We start from the raw sequence: 18,219 nt of genomic DNA, 5'->3' as shown, positions 1-18,219 counted from the left end.
ATCAACTTTCAATTAATCTTATAAATTTAGAACACTCTTTTGCAGTTTTATGATTATTAAAAGCTCTTGAAATCCTTCTAACTGCTTCTAAATTCCTTATTATGGAATCAAGCCATGAAAATATATCTCCAGCATAGGCATGGATCTGATAATTACGCATAAACTTTTTACTGATATCTACAGGGTCTTTTTTATTCATACGTTCTTTCAGGATTCTCCTTGAAAATTCGGTCTGGAAACATTTGCAAAAGGGTCTGTCTTTACATCTGCATGAGAAAAAGTCGATCTGCATGTTTATTAAAGGATCCCTCAGATTCGCTTCAAGCTTTGAAATCATATCAGCAGAGGATAAAATATCCAGTGTTGAATCTGCAAATAGCCTGGATGATAAATTGATTTTAAGAACTTTACTTAATCTTCTATTAACTCTATTTGACATGTATGCACTTTCGAATGGTCCAAGGGCTATTGCAATTTCAAGCGGATTTTTATTTAAGTTTTTTCTTATATATTGTGCTTCCATATGATTTAAAAATGATACTGAAACAGCTTTTCCATATCTGGTTGCTGATATAATCCCCTTTTTTTCCTCCACAAATCCAGAATCAATTAATATATTAAATGCCTCATCAAAGCTAAGAGGTAAATCCAAATCCTTATATGCTTTTTTTATGTCATCAAATCTTTTTGCACGTCTGGAAGAAATATCTGCTAAAAATTGTTCAATAACATCGTTTTCTGAATAATCAACATATATTGGGTTAACGTCGCTTTCAAGAAGACTTACAGCCATAAAATCTTCTGTTTCTTCATCAAATTTCCTTGCAACTTCTGGGATGAGATATATTTTACCAATATCATGATATGATGGCCTACCTGCCCTTCCAACCATCTGTGAAAACTCATTATTTGTCAACCATTTATTGCCCATGGTTAAAGATTCAAATATAACCTGTGATGCAGGGAAATCAACGCCCGCCGCAAGTGCAGCTGTTGTAACTACTGTAGAAATCTTTTGATTTGCAAAATCACGTTCAATCCTATTCTTTTTTGCATAGGAAAGCCCAGCATGATAAGCAGCTGCATTAATGTGCCTTTTTTCCAGATAATCTGCAATTGAATGGGTTTTTCTTCTTGAATTTGTAAAGATAATACTCTGGCCGTGAAATCCCTTTTTAGAGATGTTTTTATATTCAGCCCTGGTAATTTTTGCCATAATGTCTTCTTTTTCGTATTCAGACCTTGCAAATATTAAGTGACGTTCCAGTGGAACCGGACGTTTATCATATTCAATTAATTTCATCCCGAACTCTTTAGCAATTACATCAGGATTTTTAATAGTAGCAGAAAGCCCTAAAATTTGTATATCATTAAAAAGTGCCTTTAATCTTTGAATAAGTCCATTTAAACGAGGTCCTCGTTCTTCATCGTCGAGCATGTGTATTTCGTCAATTACAATAGTTCCAAGTTCACCAAGGTCACTGGCCTTCCCTGAGCGCAGAAGAAAATCAAGGCCCTCATATGTCCCCACAATCACATCTGCATTTTCTATATCTTCATCTGGAAGTGATAGCTCTTCTTTTGCCTTTATTCTACTCATGCCAACTCTTATAGCTATATTTAGACCTAATTTACCATATCTCTTTTTAAAATCTCTGTATTTTTGATTTGCAAGGGCTACAAGTGGGGTTAAAAACATGAACTTTTTACCTTTAAGTGCATTGGGTATCCCTGCAAGTTCCCCTATGAGTGTTTTTCCACTTGCTGTTGCAGACACTATAAGGAGATTTTCTCCTTCAAGAAGACCGTTGGAAAGGGTCAATGCCTGAACTGGCAGTAAATATCTTCCCTGATTTTTTAATATTTGTTTGAACTCGTCAGGTACATCAATTTCATTCATACTCACTTTTTTTGTATCATCTGTTTCTACTGTAGTTATTTTATCATATAATGTTAAATCAGGGTTTTTTAAAGGGTTAAAATTGGGATCAAAGATGCTTAAAACTTTATTAAGGTCTCCAGATTTATCCAGCATTTTTTTGAAATTATTAAATGCACTTAAATCAATTGATCTTGCCTTTAGTTCACGTTTAATTTCCTCTTCTGCACATTTCCGGCAAATATAATTTTTATGGAATAAATAGGCTACTTGTGGATTTATAATTGTAATATAGCCCCCCATTGTACAGTGTTTACAGATTCTGGTTCTTCTGTATTTAATATTTAGAGAATTAAGCATCTCTTCGATTTCTGCATCTTCCCCTATGATGTATACGTTTTGCTTCTTTAGAATCTTTAAAGCCTCACCTGGAGGAAAAAGAGATTCCTTATCGCCTTTTTTAACAATGAATTTATATGGTCTTATCTGATTGTTAATTCTTTTAAGCTTCAAATAACCATAAAAAATTGGTTTCCTTCTTGAATTTAATGCTCCTTTTGAGCTTCCAATTGGAAATATCTCTACAATCTTTTTGTTACGCCGTAAAATTATCATGATATCAACTGATTTCTAAAACTAGAGTATACTGTTATGAAGATATATTTTATTATTTTTATTTATAAATTAAATTTAAATTCCTGAAAATACTTGAAAATCCTGAATACATTAAAAAACAGAAATTGAAGTTCTTCAACAAAAAATTGTATATTCTGGATGTTAAAATTCATTATTATATCCAATTTAAAGTTTATTTTGATTTAATACGTATTGAGCCCTTTTTATTAATGAATTATCCTGAGTTGCTATTTTTGGTGTTGTTAGATTTATATCTCTTATTAGTTGTTGAATTTGAAGTTATATTTGTCATATTTGTGGAATTTGTGAGGTTATAAAAATGTCTTTTGACATGAACTGGTTCAAATGAGGGATCATCTATAACTGCCATCTGATTTTCATTATCAAGAGAAAAAGATGATGGTAAAATTCCATAGGTGATATCATTACCAGAATTCAGTACATTGGCACATGAACCAAATCCAAATGCTACTAACGATACCATTAAAACTGCAAATAATTTTCCTTTCTTCCCAGAATTCATTGAAAACTTCCTCTTTTACTGATACTAGAATATAGATTTATTTTGAAATTTATAACTTTCTAATAAATTTAATTTTTTAATAATTAAATTTTTTTAAATATGGCTCAGTTTGTTTAAAAATACATTTTAATGAATATGGCATTATAATAATGTTAAATTTGAATTCATATCGATTTAAAATGCATTCCTAAACTGCCAATTTTACGTATTATTAATGATAGATGAAGTTTTGTGCAAATATGCAATAAAATACTAAATATAAGTCTATGGTGCGTGAAGAAAGATTATTTCAAAATTTATGATAAGATCTATTGAAACATCTAAACATTTGGTGGAAATAATTGAAATCCTGAATTCATTTTTTGGAGTAAAAAATGCTTCTGAACCTTAATTAAGCCATTATACCCATTAAGATGGCTTTTTATTGCTTTTTAATATATTTAACTTTTAAATGGATATTTTAAATTTTGCCATTTATCATGTAAAAGTAAATTTCAATAAGAAGTAAACATAAATAAATAATAAAAAATATTAATTAGAAATTAAATTTGTTGAAAAAAATCCAAATATCTAAAATCTTATGTTAATAGGTGTTGAATCAATGAAGAACGAGTCTATTAAAGTACTGTTAATTGAAGATAATGAAGCGGATGCAAGATTTATAGGTGAAATGTTTAAAGAAATCAAGCCTAAATTTGAATTACGGCATGCTACCAAACTAAATGAAGGTCTTAATCTACTTAAATCGGGTGATTTCGACGTTTTACTGTTAGATCTTAGTTTACCAGATAGTATGGGTTTTGAAACGTTCGAAAATGCGCATGCACAGGAACCAGAATTACCAATTGTAATATTAAGTGGATTAGATGATGAAGAGCTGGCTATTAAGGCTGTTAGAATGGGTGCTCAGGATTATCTAATTAAAGGCGATGTTAATAATAGGATACTATCACGGTCCATATCATATGCAATTGAACGGAAAAATACTGAAAAAGAGTTAATAGAAAGCCGTGATGATTTGGTGGAATTAATTAAACAATATACAGAAGAACTAAAGAAAAAAGGCGTCAGGGAAATAGATGGAGTACAGAAAAAGTTAGAAGAAAAAATCCATACTTTCCATGATTTGGAAAGTTCACAGGCCACTAGAAGTGGAGAAAGTACAAGTAATATCCAGCTTTTCAATGAAAGAGTTCCTAAAAGTTTGTGGATTAAGGTAGCAAACGACTTTAAAAGGCAGGATGATAAATTATCAGTAAGTGAAAAAGATATCAAAGTATCATCAGCCCAGGCAGATGATTTGGAGGATCTGGTAGAGATTATCAAAGAATTAGGAGAAAGAGGGTATTTTGCAGAAGAACATTATGTTGTAGATTTAGAATAAAATATAAAAAAGAATTTAATATAGAGCTAAATAAATTAGCTCTATTCTACAGTCACACATTTAGCCAGATTCTTAGGCTTATCCGGGTCAATGCCCTTCATTACACTGATATAATATGACAAAAGTTGTAGGGGGATGACATAGGGTATGGATGAAAACATCTCATCAATTTCATCCTCAAATTCAATCATGTCGTGAACTTCATATTTTAAGACTTCATCTTCAGATGACCCAAGCCCAATAACATGAGCACCCCTTGCTTTAACCTCTTCAACGTTGCTTAGTGTTTTTTCATGACTTTTACCTGGAGGAGTAACCGCTACAACAGGGACACCTTCATCAATAAGAGCTAACGGGCCGTGTTTCAATTCTCCAGCAGCATAACCTTCACCATGTATATATGTTATCTCTTTCAGCTTTAATGCCCCTTCCATGGCTGTTGGATAAGAAAAGCCTCTCCCAATAAAGAAGAAATCTTTTGCATCTTTGTATTTTTGCGCTATTTCTTTAATAAAGTCTTCTTTTTCAAGAGCACTTTGCATATACCTAGGAATACTCTGTAATTTTTCCATTAACTCCTCTTTCCCACTCATATAAACTGCAAGAAGATATATACATGCTAATTGACTTACATATGTTTTAGTAGCAGCTACGCCAATTTCGGGCCCCGCTCTTGTGTATATAACATATTCAGCTTCCCTTGTAATTGTGCTTCCAAGAACATTTACTATTGCCAGAGTTTTAGATTTATGATTAACCAGCCTTAGAGCTTTGAGTGTATCTGCAGTTTCTCCAGACTGTGTTATAAGGATAACAAGAGTTTTATCGTCTAATGTATCTGCAGAGTATTCAAATTCAGATGCCAGTGTAACATCTGCTGGAATACCAACCAGTTTTTCGAATAAATATTTACCAATAAGGGATGCATGATAAGATGTTCCACAGGCCACAAAACAGATCCTGTTAATATCCGGGAATTTTTTAACAATGTTTTTGATTTCTGATGATTCAAGCAGGGTATTTTTCACTGCTTCAGGCTGTTCGTGAATCTCTTTTAGCATGAAATGATCATAACCACCTTTTTCGGCCATATCTGGAGTCCAATCAATGGTAAAAATCTCTTTTTCAATTATATTACCGTCAGCATCTTTAATTTCAATGCCATCTTCACTTAGAATCACCATTTCATGATCTTCAAGGTAAATAACTTTATTGGTATGCTGTAAAATTGCAGGAGCATCAGATGCTATGAAATACTCATTTTCTCCCTTTCCAACAATAAGCGGGCTTTCTTTTCTGGCTCCAACTACTCTATTCGGTTCATCACGGGAGATGGCTGCTATTGCATATGAACCTTTAATATCTCCAATGGCGAGCCTAGTTGAAGATTCCAGATCATTACCACTTTCCATATATTTCTCTATAAGGTGAGGAATGACTTCTGTATCTGTTTCAGATTTAAAGTGGTGTCCCTCTTTTATCAACTGATCTTTAAGTTCCTTATAATTCTCTATAATTCCATTATGAACAACAGCAATTTTATTTTTACAATCAGTATGAGGATGAGCATTTTCTTTAGTAGGGAGACCGTGTGTTGCCCACCTTACATGAGCTATACCCATATCTCCAGGTAAATCATTTAAACGTAAATTTTCATGAACATCATCAATTTTTCCACTGTCTTTTTTTATCCTTATTTCACTTGAAGAAGTAGCAATACCTACTGAATCATAACCCCTGTATTCAAGTTTTTTAACGCAATCCAGTAATACAGGAGCTGCTTTTTTATTGTCTAATATACATCCTATTATTCCACACATGTATTTCACCAAATGGTGTTTATAATCATTATTTAGTTGTTAATTCATCATTTTATATAAATTTGAAATTACAATATAGTCAATTCCATTATTCAGTATTGATAGATTTTTTTGAAAAATACCACATTAAATCTTAATTTTAGAGATATATTAAGTTTTACATTTAATATATTTGGTTACAAGTCTTAATAACTATTCTTAAATTTCCAAGTTACTTATAACTAACAAATAAGCCAGTGCCATTAAATCTATTAAAAGTGAATTCTATAACCTTTTTTTACATGAATAACATTTTCAAGTTTATAAAAACATAAATAAATGAATAAATACTACCAGATCACCCCATATGATTACACTAATTATGCGCTGAAAAATCCTTTTTCCTATCTTCATGTTCTACTGAAAAATTTTAAGAACAATTTCTTGCCTAAATATTATTATACTGAAGATCCAACATAAACACTATATTATATTATGATATATCAAAAAATGGTACCATTAAAAGTAGCATTTGTATTGATTAATTATCATACCCATATTAGAGAGTGGGAAGGCCTATATTTAAAAAAAGGTTAGGGTTTGATAGTGATTTAAAATAGAATTATAAGACAAATACTGGTAAAGATTATTATATGAATCAATCACACAGATAATACAACATTTACAAATTAAAATATTAATACAGGAATGGAGTTAACATGACCATTAAAGCTGGAAAATTAATTTATCAGGGCAAGGCGAAAGGAGTATACGAAACAGATGACCCTCAAAAAGTCATAGTGGAATTTAGAGATGACATTACGGCTGGAGATGGGGCTAAAAAGGATAGTATCAATGAAAAAGGTTTCTGGAATTCCATAATTTCTGCAAAACTATTTGAAATCATTGAAGAGGCAGGAATTAAAACCCAGTACATTGATCTCATTAAACCGGGTATGATGCTTTCATGGAAGCTTGAAATGATTCCACTTGAAGTTATCACTAGAAACATTGCTGCTGGAAGCTTACTTCGAAGATACCCATTTAAGCCAAAACAAACATTTGATCCTCCAATTATCCAGATAGACTATAAAAGCGATGAATATGGGGATCCAATGCTGAATGACGATATAGCAATTGCATTAGGTATAATAAAAAAAGAAAAACTGGAAATGATTAAAGAAATCACCTTAAAAATAAACAAAGTTTTGAAGGAATTCCTGGAATCAAAAGGTCTTTTATTCCCTGACTTTAAAATTGAATATGGATATGATTCAGATGGAAATATAGTTCTTGGTGATGAAATAAGTCCAGACACATGCAGATTCTGGGATGCTGAAACATGTGATATTCTGGATAAAGATCTCTTCAGAAAGGGTGAATCCGGAGTTATTGAAGCCTATAAAAGAGTAGCATCTATAATACTTGATGAAAAGGATAAAAATAGATGGAATATTGAGATATAAAATACTAAAAACCTCAAAAAACTTTGTTTTTTGGGTTCAGGAAAAATAGAATTTTTCCTTCAACCTGAAAAATTTATTTTTTTATATTTCATAAATAAAATTAATAAGTATAAGGAGCAATCTATGAATTGATACATCTGATCAAAATAAATCTTATTTTATGGTGATGAAATGAAATACAATGCTGAAGTGAAAATAAGCCTGAAAAAAGGCATGTTAAATCCAGAAGCTTCAACCATTCAAAGAGCCCTTGCTCTTTTAGGATACGAAGTTGAAGGGACAGATACTGTCCAAACAATCAAATTTACAATTGATGAAGAAGATGAAAAGATTGCAAGGGAAGAAGTGGACGATATGTGTCAGAGACTTCTGTGCAATCCAGTAATCCATGACTATGAAATAAAAATAACCCCCCATAATTCATAAATACACATTAATAAAGAGGAAAAATGATGAAAGTAGGTGTCATACGTTTCCCTGGTTCAAACTGTGATAGAGATGTTTACCATGCACTGGAACTTGCAGGTGGAGAACCAGATTATGTCTGGTGGAATCAGAAAGATTTATCCAACTTTGATGCCATTGTTATCCCCGGCGGATTTTCTTACGGAGATTATCTTAGAGCTGGAGCAATTGCAAGCATAACTCCAGTTATAGAAGGAATAAAGGAAGCAGTTAAAGAAGAAAAACCCGTTCTTGGAATTTGTAACGGTGCTCAGATACTTGCAGAGGTTGGTTTAGTGCCAGGAGTATTTACAAACAATGAAAACGCCAAATTTATCTGTAAAAGAGTTGAATTAAAGGTTACATCAACCAGAACTCCATTTACAAGCCTTTATAAAAAGAATGAAATAATTAAAATGCCAATAGCCCATGCAGAAGGCAGATACTATATTGAAGAAATCGAAAAACTTCATGATCAGGATCAGATCGTTCTTAAATTTGAAGGTAAGAACCCTAATGGCTCTCTTGAAGCAATAACTGGAGTTTGCGATGAATCAGGGCTTGTATGTGCTGTAATGCCACACCCTGAGAGGGCTTCGGAATCAGTTTTAGGTTCAGATGATGGTTTGAAGTTTTTTAAAGGGATTATTAACTTCAAATCCTGAAATTTTATTTAAAATATTTCAAAAATAGTTAATTAGATATTTCTATATTTTTAAGCGGTGAACACATGGTAGTATATTTAATAGGAGCAGGACCTGGCGATCCAGAACTAATCACTCTAAAAGCTGTTAATGCATTAAAAAAAGCAGATGTTGTATTATATGATAAGCTTGCAAATGATGAGATTTTAAAGTATGCAGATGGTGCAAAGCTTATTTATGTAGGTAAACAGGCAGGACATCATTATAAGAGTCAGAATGAAATTAACGAGATTCTTGTGAAAGAAGCGAAAGAAAATGACGTGGTTGTACGGCTTAAAGGAGGAGATCCCTTTGTATTTGGAAGGGGTGGTGAGGAAATGCTGGCTCTCCACGAAGAAGGGCTTTCTTTTGAATTAATTCCCGGCGTAACTTCTGCTATTGGTGTTCCCACAACCATCGGCTTACCAGTCACCCATAGAGGTGTAGCAACCTCACTTACTCTAGTAACAGGACATGAAGACCCTACAAAAAATGAAAAACAGGTTAAATGGGATTTTACAGCCGATACAATTGTAATACTTATGGGAATTGGTAATTTAGCTGAAAATACAGCAGAAATAATGAAATATAAAGATCCTGACACTCCGGTCTGTGTGATTGAAAATGGTACAATGGAAAATCAGAGGATAATCACAGGTACCCTTGAAAATATAACAGAAAAGGACATTAATCCGCCCGCTCTGGTAGTTATTGGGCATGTTGTTGATGTATTTAAGGAAATAAATGGTTGAATAAGGAGATTAAAATTATGAAGGGCTTAGAAGGTAAAAAAATTGTGATAACAAGACCTGCTGAAAGAGCTCAGGATTCTGTTGAAATGGTGAAATCCTATGGCGCAATTCCCATTGTCACTCCAACTATCGAACTCAAAGATTCCAAGCCAGAAGAAATGATCAAACTTTGCAATATGATTAATGAACTTGACTGGCTTGTATTTACTTCGCCACGGGCAATTGAGTCATTTTTTAAGTACTGCAATCTTGAAAATGCTGAAAATTTAAAAGTTGCATCCATTGGGCCTAAAACAGGTGAAGTTCTGGATAATTATGGTGTAAAAGTTGACCTTATGCCTGAAGAATACACTGCTGAAGGACTCCTTGAAGCATTCCAGAGTATTAAAGTTAAAGATAAAAAAATAGGACTTCCACGAACTATGGTGGCAAGATACACACTTCCCCATGGACTACAAAGAATGGGAGCAGAAGTGATTCTTGCAGATGCCTATAAATCAGACATGCCTGATGACAAATCAAAGATATATGAACTCATTGATGACATATTAAACAGAGAAATTGATATTATAATGTTTACAAGCCCCTTAACCGTTAAAAATCTTGTTAAAATCGCTAAAGAAAAAGGTAAAGAAAATATTCTGGATATACTGCGTAGTAAAGAAATTTTAGTTGCTGCCATCGGCCCTATAACCAGAAAAGTACTGGATGCTTATAAAATTGATCCTATTATGCCTGAGGAGTACACCTTTAAAAATATGCTTGACAAACTGGTTGAAGTGGTAAATGAACAGACTTTAAACGAGGGATGAATACATGAAAACAATTATATGGCCGGTTTACATTGATTCACAGAAAACCAAAAAAGAAGGAAGAAGAATTTCTAAAGAAGATGCAGTTCCATCTCCAAAGTTAAGGGAAATCTCCAATGCTGCAAAGAAGCTTCAACTCAACCCTGAAGTTGAAAATAATAAATCATATTCACGTTCGTGGTGGGAATCATCAGGCAGGGTTTCTGTAGATAAAAAAATGCCCAAAAGAGAAATTTTAATAAAAATAAGTAATATTATAAAAGGTATGAGGTCCTAACATGCCTTTTTTTATGAATTAGATGTTTCCATAATAATTTTGTCCCCCAATAATGAAAATAAATTTTTTTAAACATAATTTTATATAATACATATTTGATTAAATAATATTAATAATTTTTATCTGGAGATTAAATGGATACAAACAATGAAATAATGAAAAAAGCATTCCAAAAAGCTCATAGAATGGTTAAAAATGCTGAAGACATCCAGATTTACAGCCATATTGATTGTGATGGAATAACAGCAGGAGCTATTTTATCTTCCATGCTTGACAGGCTGAAAAAGGATCATGAAGTGGAATTCATAACACTTGATAAAATAGATGACCTTTCTATTGAAAGTGAACTCACAATATTTTCAGATCTTGGTTCCGGGCAGAATGTTCATAAATTAGGTAATTCATCATCTAAAATAATTATTCTGGACCATCACCCTCCACTAAGACCTATGATTTATGATAATCACGCTGCTGGAGAGTTTTTAGAAATAAATTCTCATTATTATGGTATAGACGGATCTTTTGAAGTTTCTGGCGGAGGTATGTCATATCTACTTGCACGTACTTTTGGATTCAATGATTTAAGCTGGCTTGGAATTTTAAGTGCTGTGGGAGATATGCAAAACAACATGCCCGGCAAATTAGTTGGTTTAAATAAAAGTATTCTCGCTGAAAGCGTACAGAACAATCTTGTTGATCCAGTACACGACCTCTCATTCTATGGCCGTCAAACAAGACCAGTTTATGTAGCGCTTTCATATTTCGGCGATGTTAAACTTCCAATAACAAATAACAGAAATGAAAGTATTCACATGATGAATAAGCTGGGTATTCCCACTAAAAATGGTAAAAAAGCCAGAGTTCTATCAGATTTATCTAAAGAAGAGAAAGGTTTGATATTTTCAGAACTTTTAAAGATGTTAAGTCGAGAAGTTCCCAAAAGATACATAAAATATGTTCCAAAACTTATTTCTGGAGAATCCTATGAATTTTTAGAAGAACCCAAATACACTCCACTTAGAGATGCGAGTGAATTTTCAACTGCAATAAATGCATGCAGCCGACATAAACACCCCGAAATTGCATTAAATGTTCTTAAAGGCAATAGAAATCTTGCCCTTGACGAAATGGATCATCTTGCACTTGAACACAGAAGATATCTTGCCCAGAAAATGGACTGGATAAGGGAAGAAGAGAGAATAGTTCACCTGCAGAATTTACAGTATTTTGAAGGAAGCGAGATAAAAAGTGAGCTAATAGGAACAGTAGCAGGAATGATTCTAAGTTATGGGGACTGGAGAAAACCAATAATAGGATTTACTCCTGTAAATGATGATAAAGATGGAATAAAAGTATCATTAAGATGTTCACGGCTTTTAGCTTATGATGGAATTCATTTTGGTAATATAATAAGGAAAATAGCTGAAAAATCTGGTGGTAATGGTGGTGGTCATTCAGTTGCCTGCGGTGCCTATATTCCTGACGAAAACATAAATAAATTCCTTAGATTGCTGGATGAATATCTTAAAGGTAAAATTTAGGTATTAATAGCTTTTAAAAACGAAACAGCTGATAGATTTCGTTATAACCATAAAAATATACTCATTTTATTTATTTATTTTAATTCTCTCTGCATATGTTAAAATAATTTTAATGGTTTATAATATTGTTAAAATCTGATTGAATTTTTTAATTAAACAGAAATGTTAAAATAATTTTTTTAATATAGTTATTATTATAAAAATACTTCTCTTAATATTGAAAAATTATTTTTTGAAATATATAAGGGATATGGGTGAAACTCCTGGCAGTTTTATTGGTCTTTTGAACCCTGAAACTCTGGAAGAGGGTGATCCAAAAAAGCTAGGAAGCCAGATCCAAATAGTGGCTTCTATTTTAGGAAACAGGATTGAAGATATGGATTTTGAGCCATGGGAATATGAAAAAGGAAAAACAAGATCACGATTAAAAGAATCTCTACGAGTTTATGGTGAAATGGGAAAAGAAATTAAAAATATGACGAAATATGAGCCAAAAGAATACCACTTATATATAATAGCCATTCTTATTGATATAATTTCCAGTTTATTCAACCATATAGAATCCCATGCATAAAAGAGAATATTTAGAGCGCTCTTGAATTAAAATTTATTAAAAATAGATTAAATTTGAGGTGAATTGATGTATAATAAAATATTGTAACCTACAGATGGCTCAAAACAGGCCAATAAAGCAGCCCACATGCCATATGGACTGCTGGGCAGAGTAATGCGGAATTTATAGCATTACATGTACTTGACATGTCCACATTTTACTGGTTTGTACGGATGAAACCATTAAAAGTGTTAAAGAAACGCTGATAAGAGAAGGAAAGAAAGCATTTAAAGAAATTGTTGATCTATCCATAAAATGTAAGCAAAAATATAACAAGGAGATAAAATTAACTTTTGTAACTAAAGAGGGCCATCCTGCAGATGCAATTATTAAAACTGTTGAAGAACAGGGCGCTGATCCTGTGGTAATGGGAACCTCTGGAAAACATGGACTGAACCGATTCTTGCTTGGAAGTGTGGCAGAAAATGTGGTTAGATCAGGCCCAGTCCTGTACTGACAGTACGCTAAAACTGATTACAATTAATTTAATGCCATTATTCCTACTTTTCAATTCTTTAAAATAATTCAGGTTTTCTTATATACTTTTCATTATAATTACTGGCATTTTTACGGTTGAATTGATAAATTCCTAAAAATAAAAACTACATTTTCATCAGTGAATTTACAAATTAAATATATATGATGTTAAAATATATCAAGTGACAACAGCACATTCACGAGATTAATATTTGATAACCAGATAAATTTGATTATAATCTTATATAATGCTTTTATTATAATAATATGCCGAGAGGGTAAATATATGAAGGTATTTAAAAAAAAGGGAGAGCTTACAAGATTCCAGATACTTGCCGAAATTGCAAAGCAGCAGCCACACTTAAGGCAAAAGGATATTGCTGAAAAACTTGGAATAACTGTTCAGGCAGTGTCTGAAAACATTAAAAGTTTAACTGATGAGGGATTTGTAGAAATACGTGAAGACAGTACCAGGTATCACATAACTAAAAGAGGAATTGAAAAACTTAAAAAAGAAGCTGCTGACCTTAGAAAGTATGCTGATGAAGTTTCTGAAACAATGAATACCTACAAATCCATCTGGCCTGCGATAGCCGGAGATAATCTGAAAAAAGGCCAGAATGTCTGGCTTAAAATGGAGGGCGGAATCCTTTATGCAGTCAAAGAGGAGACATCCGCTTATGCCGAAGTACTTCATGATGCTAAAAAAGGAGAAGATGTGGCTTTAATAAAATTAAATGGAATTATAGAACTTAAAACTGGTAATGTAGTTATAATAAAGCTTCCTGTTATAAATCAGGGTGGTTCAAGGGTATCTGATTTTGGGAAAATTCAAGACATATACAACAGAGGATTTGATAAAGTAGGGATTATGGGGACTGTTTCAAGGGCAGTAATAAATAAAATTGACATTTCACCTGATTTTGAATTTGCAACCCCCTATGCAACTGTTGCTGCAGCTAAAAGGGGTTTAAATGTACTTGTATTTGCAGTTGGAAATATGACTAAAAGTATAACGCAAAAATTAGATGATGAAGGGATTAATTACGTTATTGAAGATGTTTCAATGTCCTAACTACTTTCTGGTATAATATTTTCATAAAGAATTAATCTTTTAGAGATTTAGTTTAATACACCTTAAATATATAATGAAATCGTGATTTCCAACTGATTACAAAATTATTAGTAAATGTTGTATTTAATGCATTAATCAGGGCCAATTGAAATTTAAGTTTTAAAATATAATTTAAATGTAGATTTTAAATAAATCTACAGCCAGAATTGTCAATTTTAGCCACTATTACATCTTTTAAGCTCGTATTTTGATTTTTAGATAATGCAAATACTGTATTACCAAGCATGGCCATTGAAGCGCCGATTGTCTCATCTTCAAGTATATTAGCGGCCTCTTTAACTTCCTGACTCATTAGTCCAGTTTTTTCTGCAAATTTTCTTGATAATTCCATAAATTTTTCTGGTTTAGGTTCTTTTATTAGTTCTTGCAGCAAAATGTGGCCCATCTCATTGATCCTTCTTTTATAAACAGGATCTTCAATGATATCAGAAGTTTTTATTTCTCCAAAAGTTTTTGAAATAACATAAATCTCTTCATCTAATTCAATTTTCGTAGTTTTTCCAATTCCAGGAGCTCCTTCCTTAAGTCTTAGAACTATTCCTCCCGAAATTTCACCAATAACATCGCCTAATCCACTTTTCATTTCCAATTCTGCCATATGGGCAATTTGAGCTATCTTATTAAATTGAAGAGGTAGTTCAAGGATTTTTGAAATACCCATTGCAGTTCCAAGGGCAAATGCTGCCGAAGTTCCGAATCCTGCGCCAATAGGTACTTCAACGTCATGTTCAATCCTTATTTCTTTATCATTAAGATTATATTCTCTTTTAATGATTTCAATGGTTTTTTCAGTTATTGTAGCGTTTCCTGGATCATATTTACCATTAATTTTGATATTAATACTATTTCCCTCTGTAATTTTAGTTTTTGTCATAACTCCTTTATCCATAACAACACCGGCCCCGCGAGACCCTTTTTTAAGAGAATTTTCATTATCTATTATCTCAAAAAATCCAGTAATGTGTGATGGAACGAAAACAGAGCATTTCATATTATCACCGAAAATATATAAATAATCAAAAAATTATCGTAAAATTCTCAACTATCATTATATTTAATATAACTCTTATATATAAGAAAGATTAAAAATTAGATGATAAAATTAGTCGTATTTATTAAATCAGGGGGAATTTTATAAATAAAAGAATAGACCTTCACACACATAGTTTATTCAGTGATGGAGAACTTTTACCTTCAGAACTTGCCAGAAGAGCTTACGTTTTAAATCATGAAGCAATTGCAATAACTGATCACGTTGATGCATCAAATATTGACTGCGTTAAAAGAATAAGGGAAGCTATACTTGATATTAAGGATAACTGGGATATAGAAGTAATTCAAGGAGCGGAAATAACACATGCTCCAGCAGAAGTTATTGGAAAGCTTGCATCCAAGGCCAAAAAATTTGGTGCAGAGATTGTTGTTGTTCATGGAGAAACCATTGTAGAGCCTGTAATTGAAGGAACCAATTTAGCTGCTGCTAACTGCCCTGATGTGGATATTTTAGCGCATCCTGGATTAATTACCATTGAGGAAGCTGAAATTGCCAGAGATAATAACATAGCCCTTGAAATAAGCGCGCGAAAAGGTCACAGCCTCGGAAATGGGCATGTTGCTAAAGTTGCCATGGAAGTTGGTGCAGATCTTGTTGTGGATACTGACACACATGCTCCCGATGACCTTATAACTTATGAAACTGCTTATAGAATAGCTAAAGGTGCAGGATTACCTGAAAAGATTATTAATGAAGCATTGAGAGATAATCCACTTAATATTTTAAAAAATAAGGGTTTATTATGATTATTCTTTTTTATGGAATAAAAATGCTGCTTTAGCTATCTTATATGGAGATCCAAGTAAAACTACAGTATCATCTGCACTAAATACGATGTTTTTCATCAGGTTTTGGTAAAATTCCAGTTTCTCCAGAATCCTTGAAGATTACAAGAACTGTAATACCCTATTTAATATCATTTTTACTGGTTATCTTTTATTTAATATTGCAGATGAGTTATCTAACTGTTCTATCCATTAATTTATTTGTCACTATCCCATCAACATTCATTCTAACAAACTTTTCAAATATTTCAGGATCATCAATTGCCCAGGGGTAAACTGATAATCCATATCTTTTTGCATCTTTTACCAGTTCTTCATCCATATATCTGTAACTTGGAAAAATTATATTTGCATTAGCTGCTGAAGCCATCTGTCCCACATTAACCGGCTGTCCAACAAATATGATTCCTGCATTTATATCTGAATCCATTACATTTTTCACTGCCTTATGAAAAAATGATGTGATTATTGTATCTTTCAATTTATTTGCAATTATCTTTTCAACAATTTTTTCTTCAGTTCCAGGTTCTTTAATTTCAACTACCAGTTTAATTTTGTTCTTTACAGTTTCTAACACTTCATCCAATGTAGGAATTTCCTCTCCATTCCCAGCATCATATTCTTTAAGTTCCAGAAGCGTTTTGTCCTTCACAAGTCCAGTACCATTTGTTGTTCTGCTGATATCCGCATCATGCATAATAATAAGTTCTTTATCTTTACTCATGCGGACATCAACTTCAACATAATCTGCATTCATTTCAATTGCTCGTTTTATGCTCCTTAATGTGTTTTCAGGCTCGAAGTAAGAAGCTCCTCGGTGAGCTATAATCTGCATTTTAACCTCAATTCCATTTTTATTATTATTTTTTATAATTCTTCTAATTATTTTTTACTAAAATTGCCTCAAAAAATGATTGAGGGTTTTATTTCATGCTTAAAATTATAAACAACTTAAAATCTTAGATTTTTTATATTAGAAGCATTTTTAAGTTCTATAATTCCCAAAAATAGTTTTAATAGCTTGGTTCAATAATTTTCTAACCATAGCCTGATTAAACATAAAAATATAATAATAATTTTGGATATAAATAATAAAAAATAAAGGAGATGTAATTATGAATGACAAAATTGCAGGTATTGCCTACATTATAATTGCACTTTTGATAATGGTTGTTTATTTCGCTGCCAGATGGTTCTTTGTATACTTAATCTGGATAATAGTTATTGCTCTACTGGCATTAGGAATTTATCTGCTTTTATTAAAAAAATAGAACTCAACTGACCAGTAACCCATACAAATATTGCTTTAACTAACTTTATACTCTAATATCAGATCTTCACCTAGAAAATAATTTTTTTTAAGTTTTAACTTAATTGCATCGCTCATCTGGTCAATACCCTCACCATCGACAAGGGTTTTAGCATTCTTTCCACCGACAATCATTGGTGCTACACATACCCTGACTTCATCCACCAGACCATTTTCAAGCATTGAATAATTCAGCGTCGATCCTCCTTCAAGCATCAGGGTCTTTATTCCCCTATCTACAAGTTCCTTCATCAATGATTTAAGATTAACCCTGTCTTTACCGCACTTTAATACAGTTACTTTTTTTTCTAATTCTTTAATCTTTTGGGAATCCGCATTTTCTGTTACCGCAATTATTGTTGGTGCATCATCATTTAAAATACGGAAATTCAATGGAACCCTGCCCTTACTATCAACGACAATCCTGACAGGGTTATCTTTGCTTTCAGCCTCGATTTTATGCACCGTGAGACGTGGATCATCTGCAAGAACGGTATTTATTCCAACCATTATTGCATCAACTTCTTTCCGGATTTTATGTACCCTAATAAGGTCTTCTTTACCTGAAATTTCAGAGCTGCCTGTTCTTGTTGCAATTTTTCCATCTAAAGTCATTGCAGCATTTAATATGACATAAGGCTTCATTTTAT

General features: G+C 32.4%; 19 protein-coding genes. 13 read left to right on the top strand and 6 right to left on the bottom strand.

Features of this window, described 5'->3' with window-relative positions; all coding sequences use genetic code 11:
* Window position 1: 1 nt before the first annotated feature.
* Together QMD61_04680 and QMD61_04675 are read right to left on the bottom strand one after the other, a co-directional pair.
* The gene (locus QMD61_04680; protein ID MDI6723920.1) at window positions 2-2,494 is read right to left on the bottom strand and encodes a DEAD/DEAH box helicase; all 2,493 of its coding nucleotides are present in this window, start codon (window positions 2,492-2,494) and stop codon (window positions 2-4) included.
* 235 nt (window positions 2,495-2,729) lie between these two features.
* Window positions 2,730-3,038 carry a hypothetical protein gene (locus QMD61_04675; GenBank protein MDI6723919.1) on the bottom strand — a complete coding sequence of 103 codons (309 nt, stop codon included), beginning with the start codon at window positions 3,036-3,038 and terminating at the stop codon, window positions 2,730-2,732.
* Between the two features lie 601 nt (window positions 3,039-3,639).
* On the opposite strand from QMD61_04675, the gene QMD61_04670 reads away from it, so the two are divergent.
* Window positions 3,640-4,422: a response regulator gene (locus tag QMD61_04670; protein MDI6723918.1), complete on the top strand. Its 783-nt coding sequence runs from the start codon at window positions 3,640-3,642 to the stop codon at window positions 4,420-4,422.
* A 41-nt stretch (window positions 4,423-4,463) separates the two neighbouring features.
* Here QMD61_04670 and glmS read toward each other — a convergent pair whose 3' ends face one another.
* Complete coding sequence (gene glmS / locus QMD61_04665; protein MDI6723917.1) at window positions 4,464-6,242, bottom strand: glutamine--fructose-6-phosphate transaminase (isomerizing); 1,779 nt, start codon at window positions 6,240-6,242, stop codon at window positions 4,464-4,466.
* 698 nt (window positions 6,243-6,940) lie between these two features.
* Between glmS and QMD61_04660 the strand changes: the two genes are divergently transcribed.
* From QMD61_04660 to QMD61_04615, 10 genes are all read left to right on the top strand, one after another.
* Window positions 6,941-7,687, top strand: a complete 747-nt coding sequence (locus QMD61_04660; protein MDI6723916.1) for a phosphoribosylaminoimidazolesuccinocarboxamide synthase — start codon at window positions 6,941-6,943, stop codon at window positions 7,685-7,687.
* A 171-nt stretch (window positions 7,688-7,858) separates the two neighbouring features.
* Entirely contained in the window at window positions 7,859-8,113 is a 255-nt protein-coding gene (gene purS, locus QMD61_04655) for a phosphoribosylformylglycinamidine synthase subunit PurS (protein ID MDI6723915.1), read from the top strand.
* Window positions 8,114-8,139: 26 nt separating this feature from the next.
* Window positions 8,140-8,796: a phosphoribosylformylglycinamidine synthase subunit PurQ gene (gene purQ / locus QMD61_04650; GenBank protein ID MDI6723914.1), complete on the top strand. Its 657-nt coding sequence runs from the start codon at window positions 8,140-8,142 to the stop codon at window positions 8,794-8,796.
* Window positions 8,797-8,861: 65 nt separating this feature from the next.
* The gene (gene cobA, locus QMD61_04645; protein ID MDI6723913.1) at window positions 8,862-9,566 is read left to right on the top strand and encodes a uroporphyrinogen-III C-methyltransferase; all 705 of its coding nucleotides are present in this window, start codon (window positions 8,862-8,864) and stop codon (window positions 9,564-9,566) included.
* A gap of 17 nt (window positions 9,567-9,583) precedes the next feature.
* Entirely contained in the window at window positions 9,584-10,378 is a 795-nt protein-coding gene (locus QMD61_04640; protein MDI6723912.1) for a uroporphyrinogen-III synthase, read from the top strand.
* Between the two features lie 4 nt (window positions 10,379-10,382).
* A complete protein-coding gene (locus QMD61_04635; protein MDI6723911.1) occupies window positions 10,383-10,655 on the top strand; it encodes a signal recognition particle protein Srp19 in 273 nt (90 codons plus the stop codon).
* Between the two features lie 134 nt (window positions 10,656-10,789).
* Window positions 10,790-12,196 carry a single-stranded-DNA-specific exonuclease RecJ gene (recJ, locus tag QMD61_04630; GenBank protein ID MDI6723910.1) on the top strand — a complete coding sequence of 469 codons (1,407 nt, stop codon included), beginning with the start codon at window positions 10,790-10,792 and terminating at the stop codon, window positions 12,194-12,196.
* A gap of 250 nt (window positions 12,197-12,446) precedes the next feature.
* A complete protein-coding gene (locus QMD61_04625; GenBank protein MDI6723909.1) occupies window positions 12,447-12,770 on the top strand; it encodes a hypothetical protein in 324 nt (107 codons plus the stop codon).
* Window positions 12,771-13,044: 274 nt separating this feature from the next.
* Window positions 13,045-13,266: a universal stress protein gene (locus QMD61_04620; protein ID MDI6723908.1), complete on the top strand. Its 222-nt coding sequence runs from the start codon at window positions 13,045-13,047 to the stop codon at window positions 13,264-13,266.
* Window positions 13,267-13,572: 306 nt separating this feature from the next.
* The gene (locus tag QMD61_04615) at window positions 13,573-14,361 is read left to right on the top strand and encodes a winged helix-turn-helix transcriptional regulator (GenBank protein MDI6723907.1); all 789 of its coding nucleotides are present in this window, start codon (window positions 13,573-13,575) and stop codon (window positions 14,359-14,361) included.
* 184 nt (window positions 14,362-14,545) lie between these two features.
* Here the strand turns inward: QMD61_04615 and QMD61_04610 are convergent, their stop codons facing one another.
* Entirely contained in the window at window positions 14,546-15,412 is an 867-nt protein-coding gene (locus QMD61_04610; GenBank protein ID MDI6723906.1) for a pantoate kinase, read from the bottom strand.
* A 143-nt stretch (window positions 15,413-15,555) separates the two neighbouring features.
* Between QMD61_04610 and QMD61_04605 the strand changes: the two genes are divergently transcribed.
* Window positions 15,556-16,221: a histidinol phosphate phosphatase domain-containing protein gene (locus QMD61_04605; protein ID MDI6723905.1), complete on the top strand. Its 666-nt coding sequence runs from the start codon at window positions 15,556-15,558 to the stop codon at window positions 16,219-16,221.
* 211 nt (window positions 16,222-16,432) lie between these two features.
* On the opposite strand, the gene QMD61_04600 is transcribed toward QMD61_04605, so the two are convergent.
* A complete protein-coding gene (locus QMD61_04600; protein ID MDI6723904.1) occupies window positions 16,433-17,095 on the bottom strand; it encodes a glycerophosphodiester phosphodiesterase family protein in 663 nt (220 codons plus the stop codon).
* 280 nt (window positions 17,096-17,375) lie between these two features.
* Between QMD61_04600 and QMD61_04595 the strand changes: the two genes are divergently transcribed.
* Window positions 17,376-17,531 carry a hypothetical protein gene (locus QMD61_04595; protein MDI6723903.1) on the top strand — a complete coding sequence of 52 codons (156 nt, stop codon included), beginning with the start codon at window positions 17,376-17,378 and terminating at the stop codon, window positions 17,529-17,531.
* Window positions 17,532-17,566: 35 nt separating this feature from the next.
* On the opposite strand, the gene QMD61_04590 is transcribed toward QMD61_04595, so the two are convergent.
* Window positions 17,567-18,214, bottom strand: coding sequence for a 2,5-diamino-6-(ribosylamino)-4(3H)-pyrimidinone 5'-phosphate reductase (locus tag QMD61_04590; GenBank protein ID MDI6723902.1), 648 nt, complete (start codon window positions 18,212-18,214; stop codon window positions 17,567-17,569).
* Between the last annotated feature and the right edge of the window lie 5 nt (window positions 18,215-18,219).

The sequence above is a fragment of the Methanobacterium sp. genome, assembly GCA_030017655.1.
Taxonomy (GTDB): Archaea; Methanobacteriota; Methanobacteria; order Methanobacteriales; family Methanobacteriaceae; genus Methanobacterium_D.
This window is presented reverse-complemented; position numbering and strand designations above follow the sequence as displayed.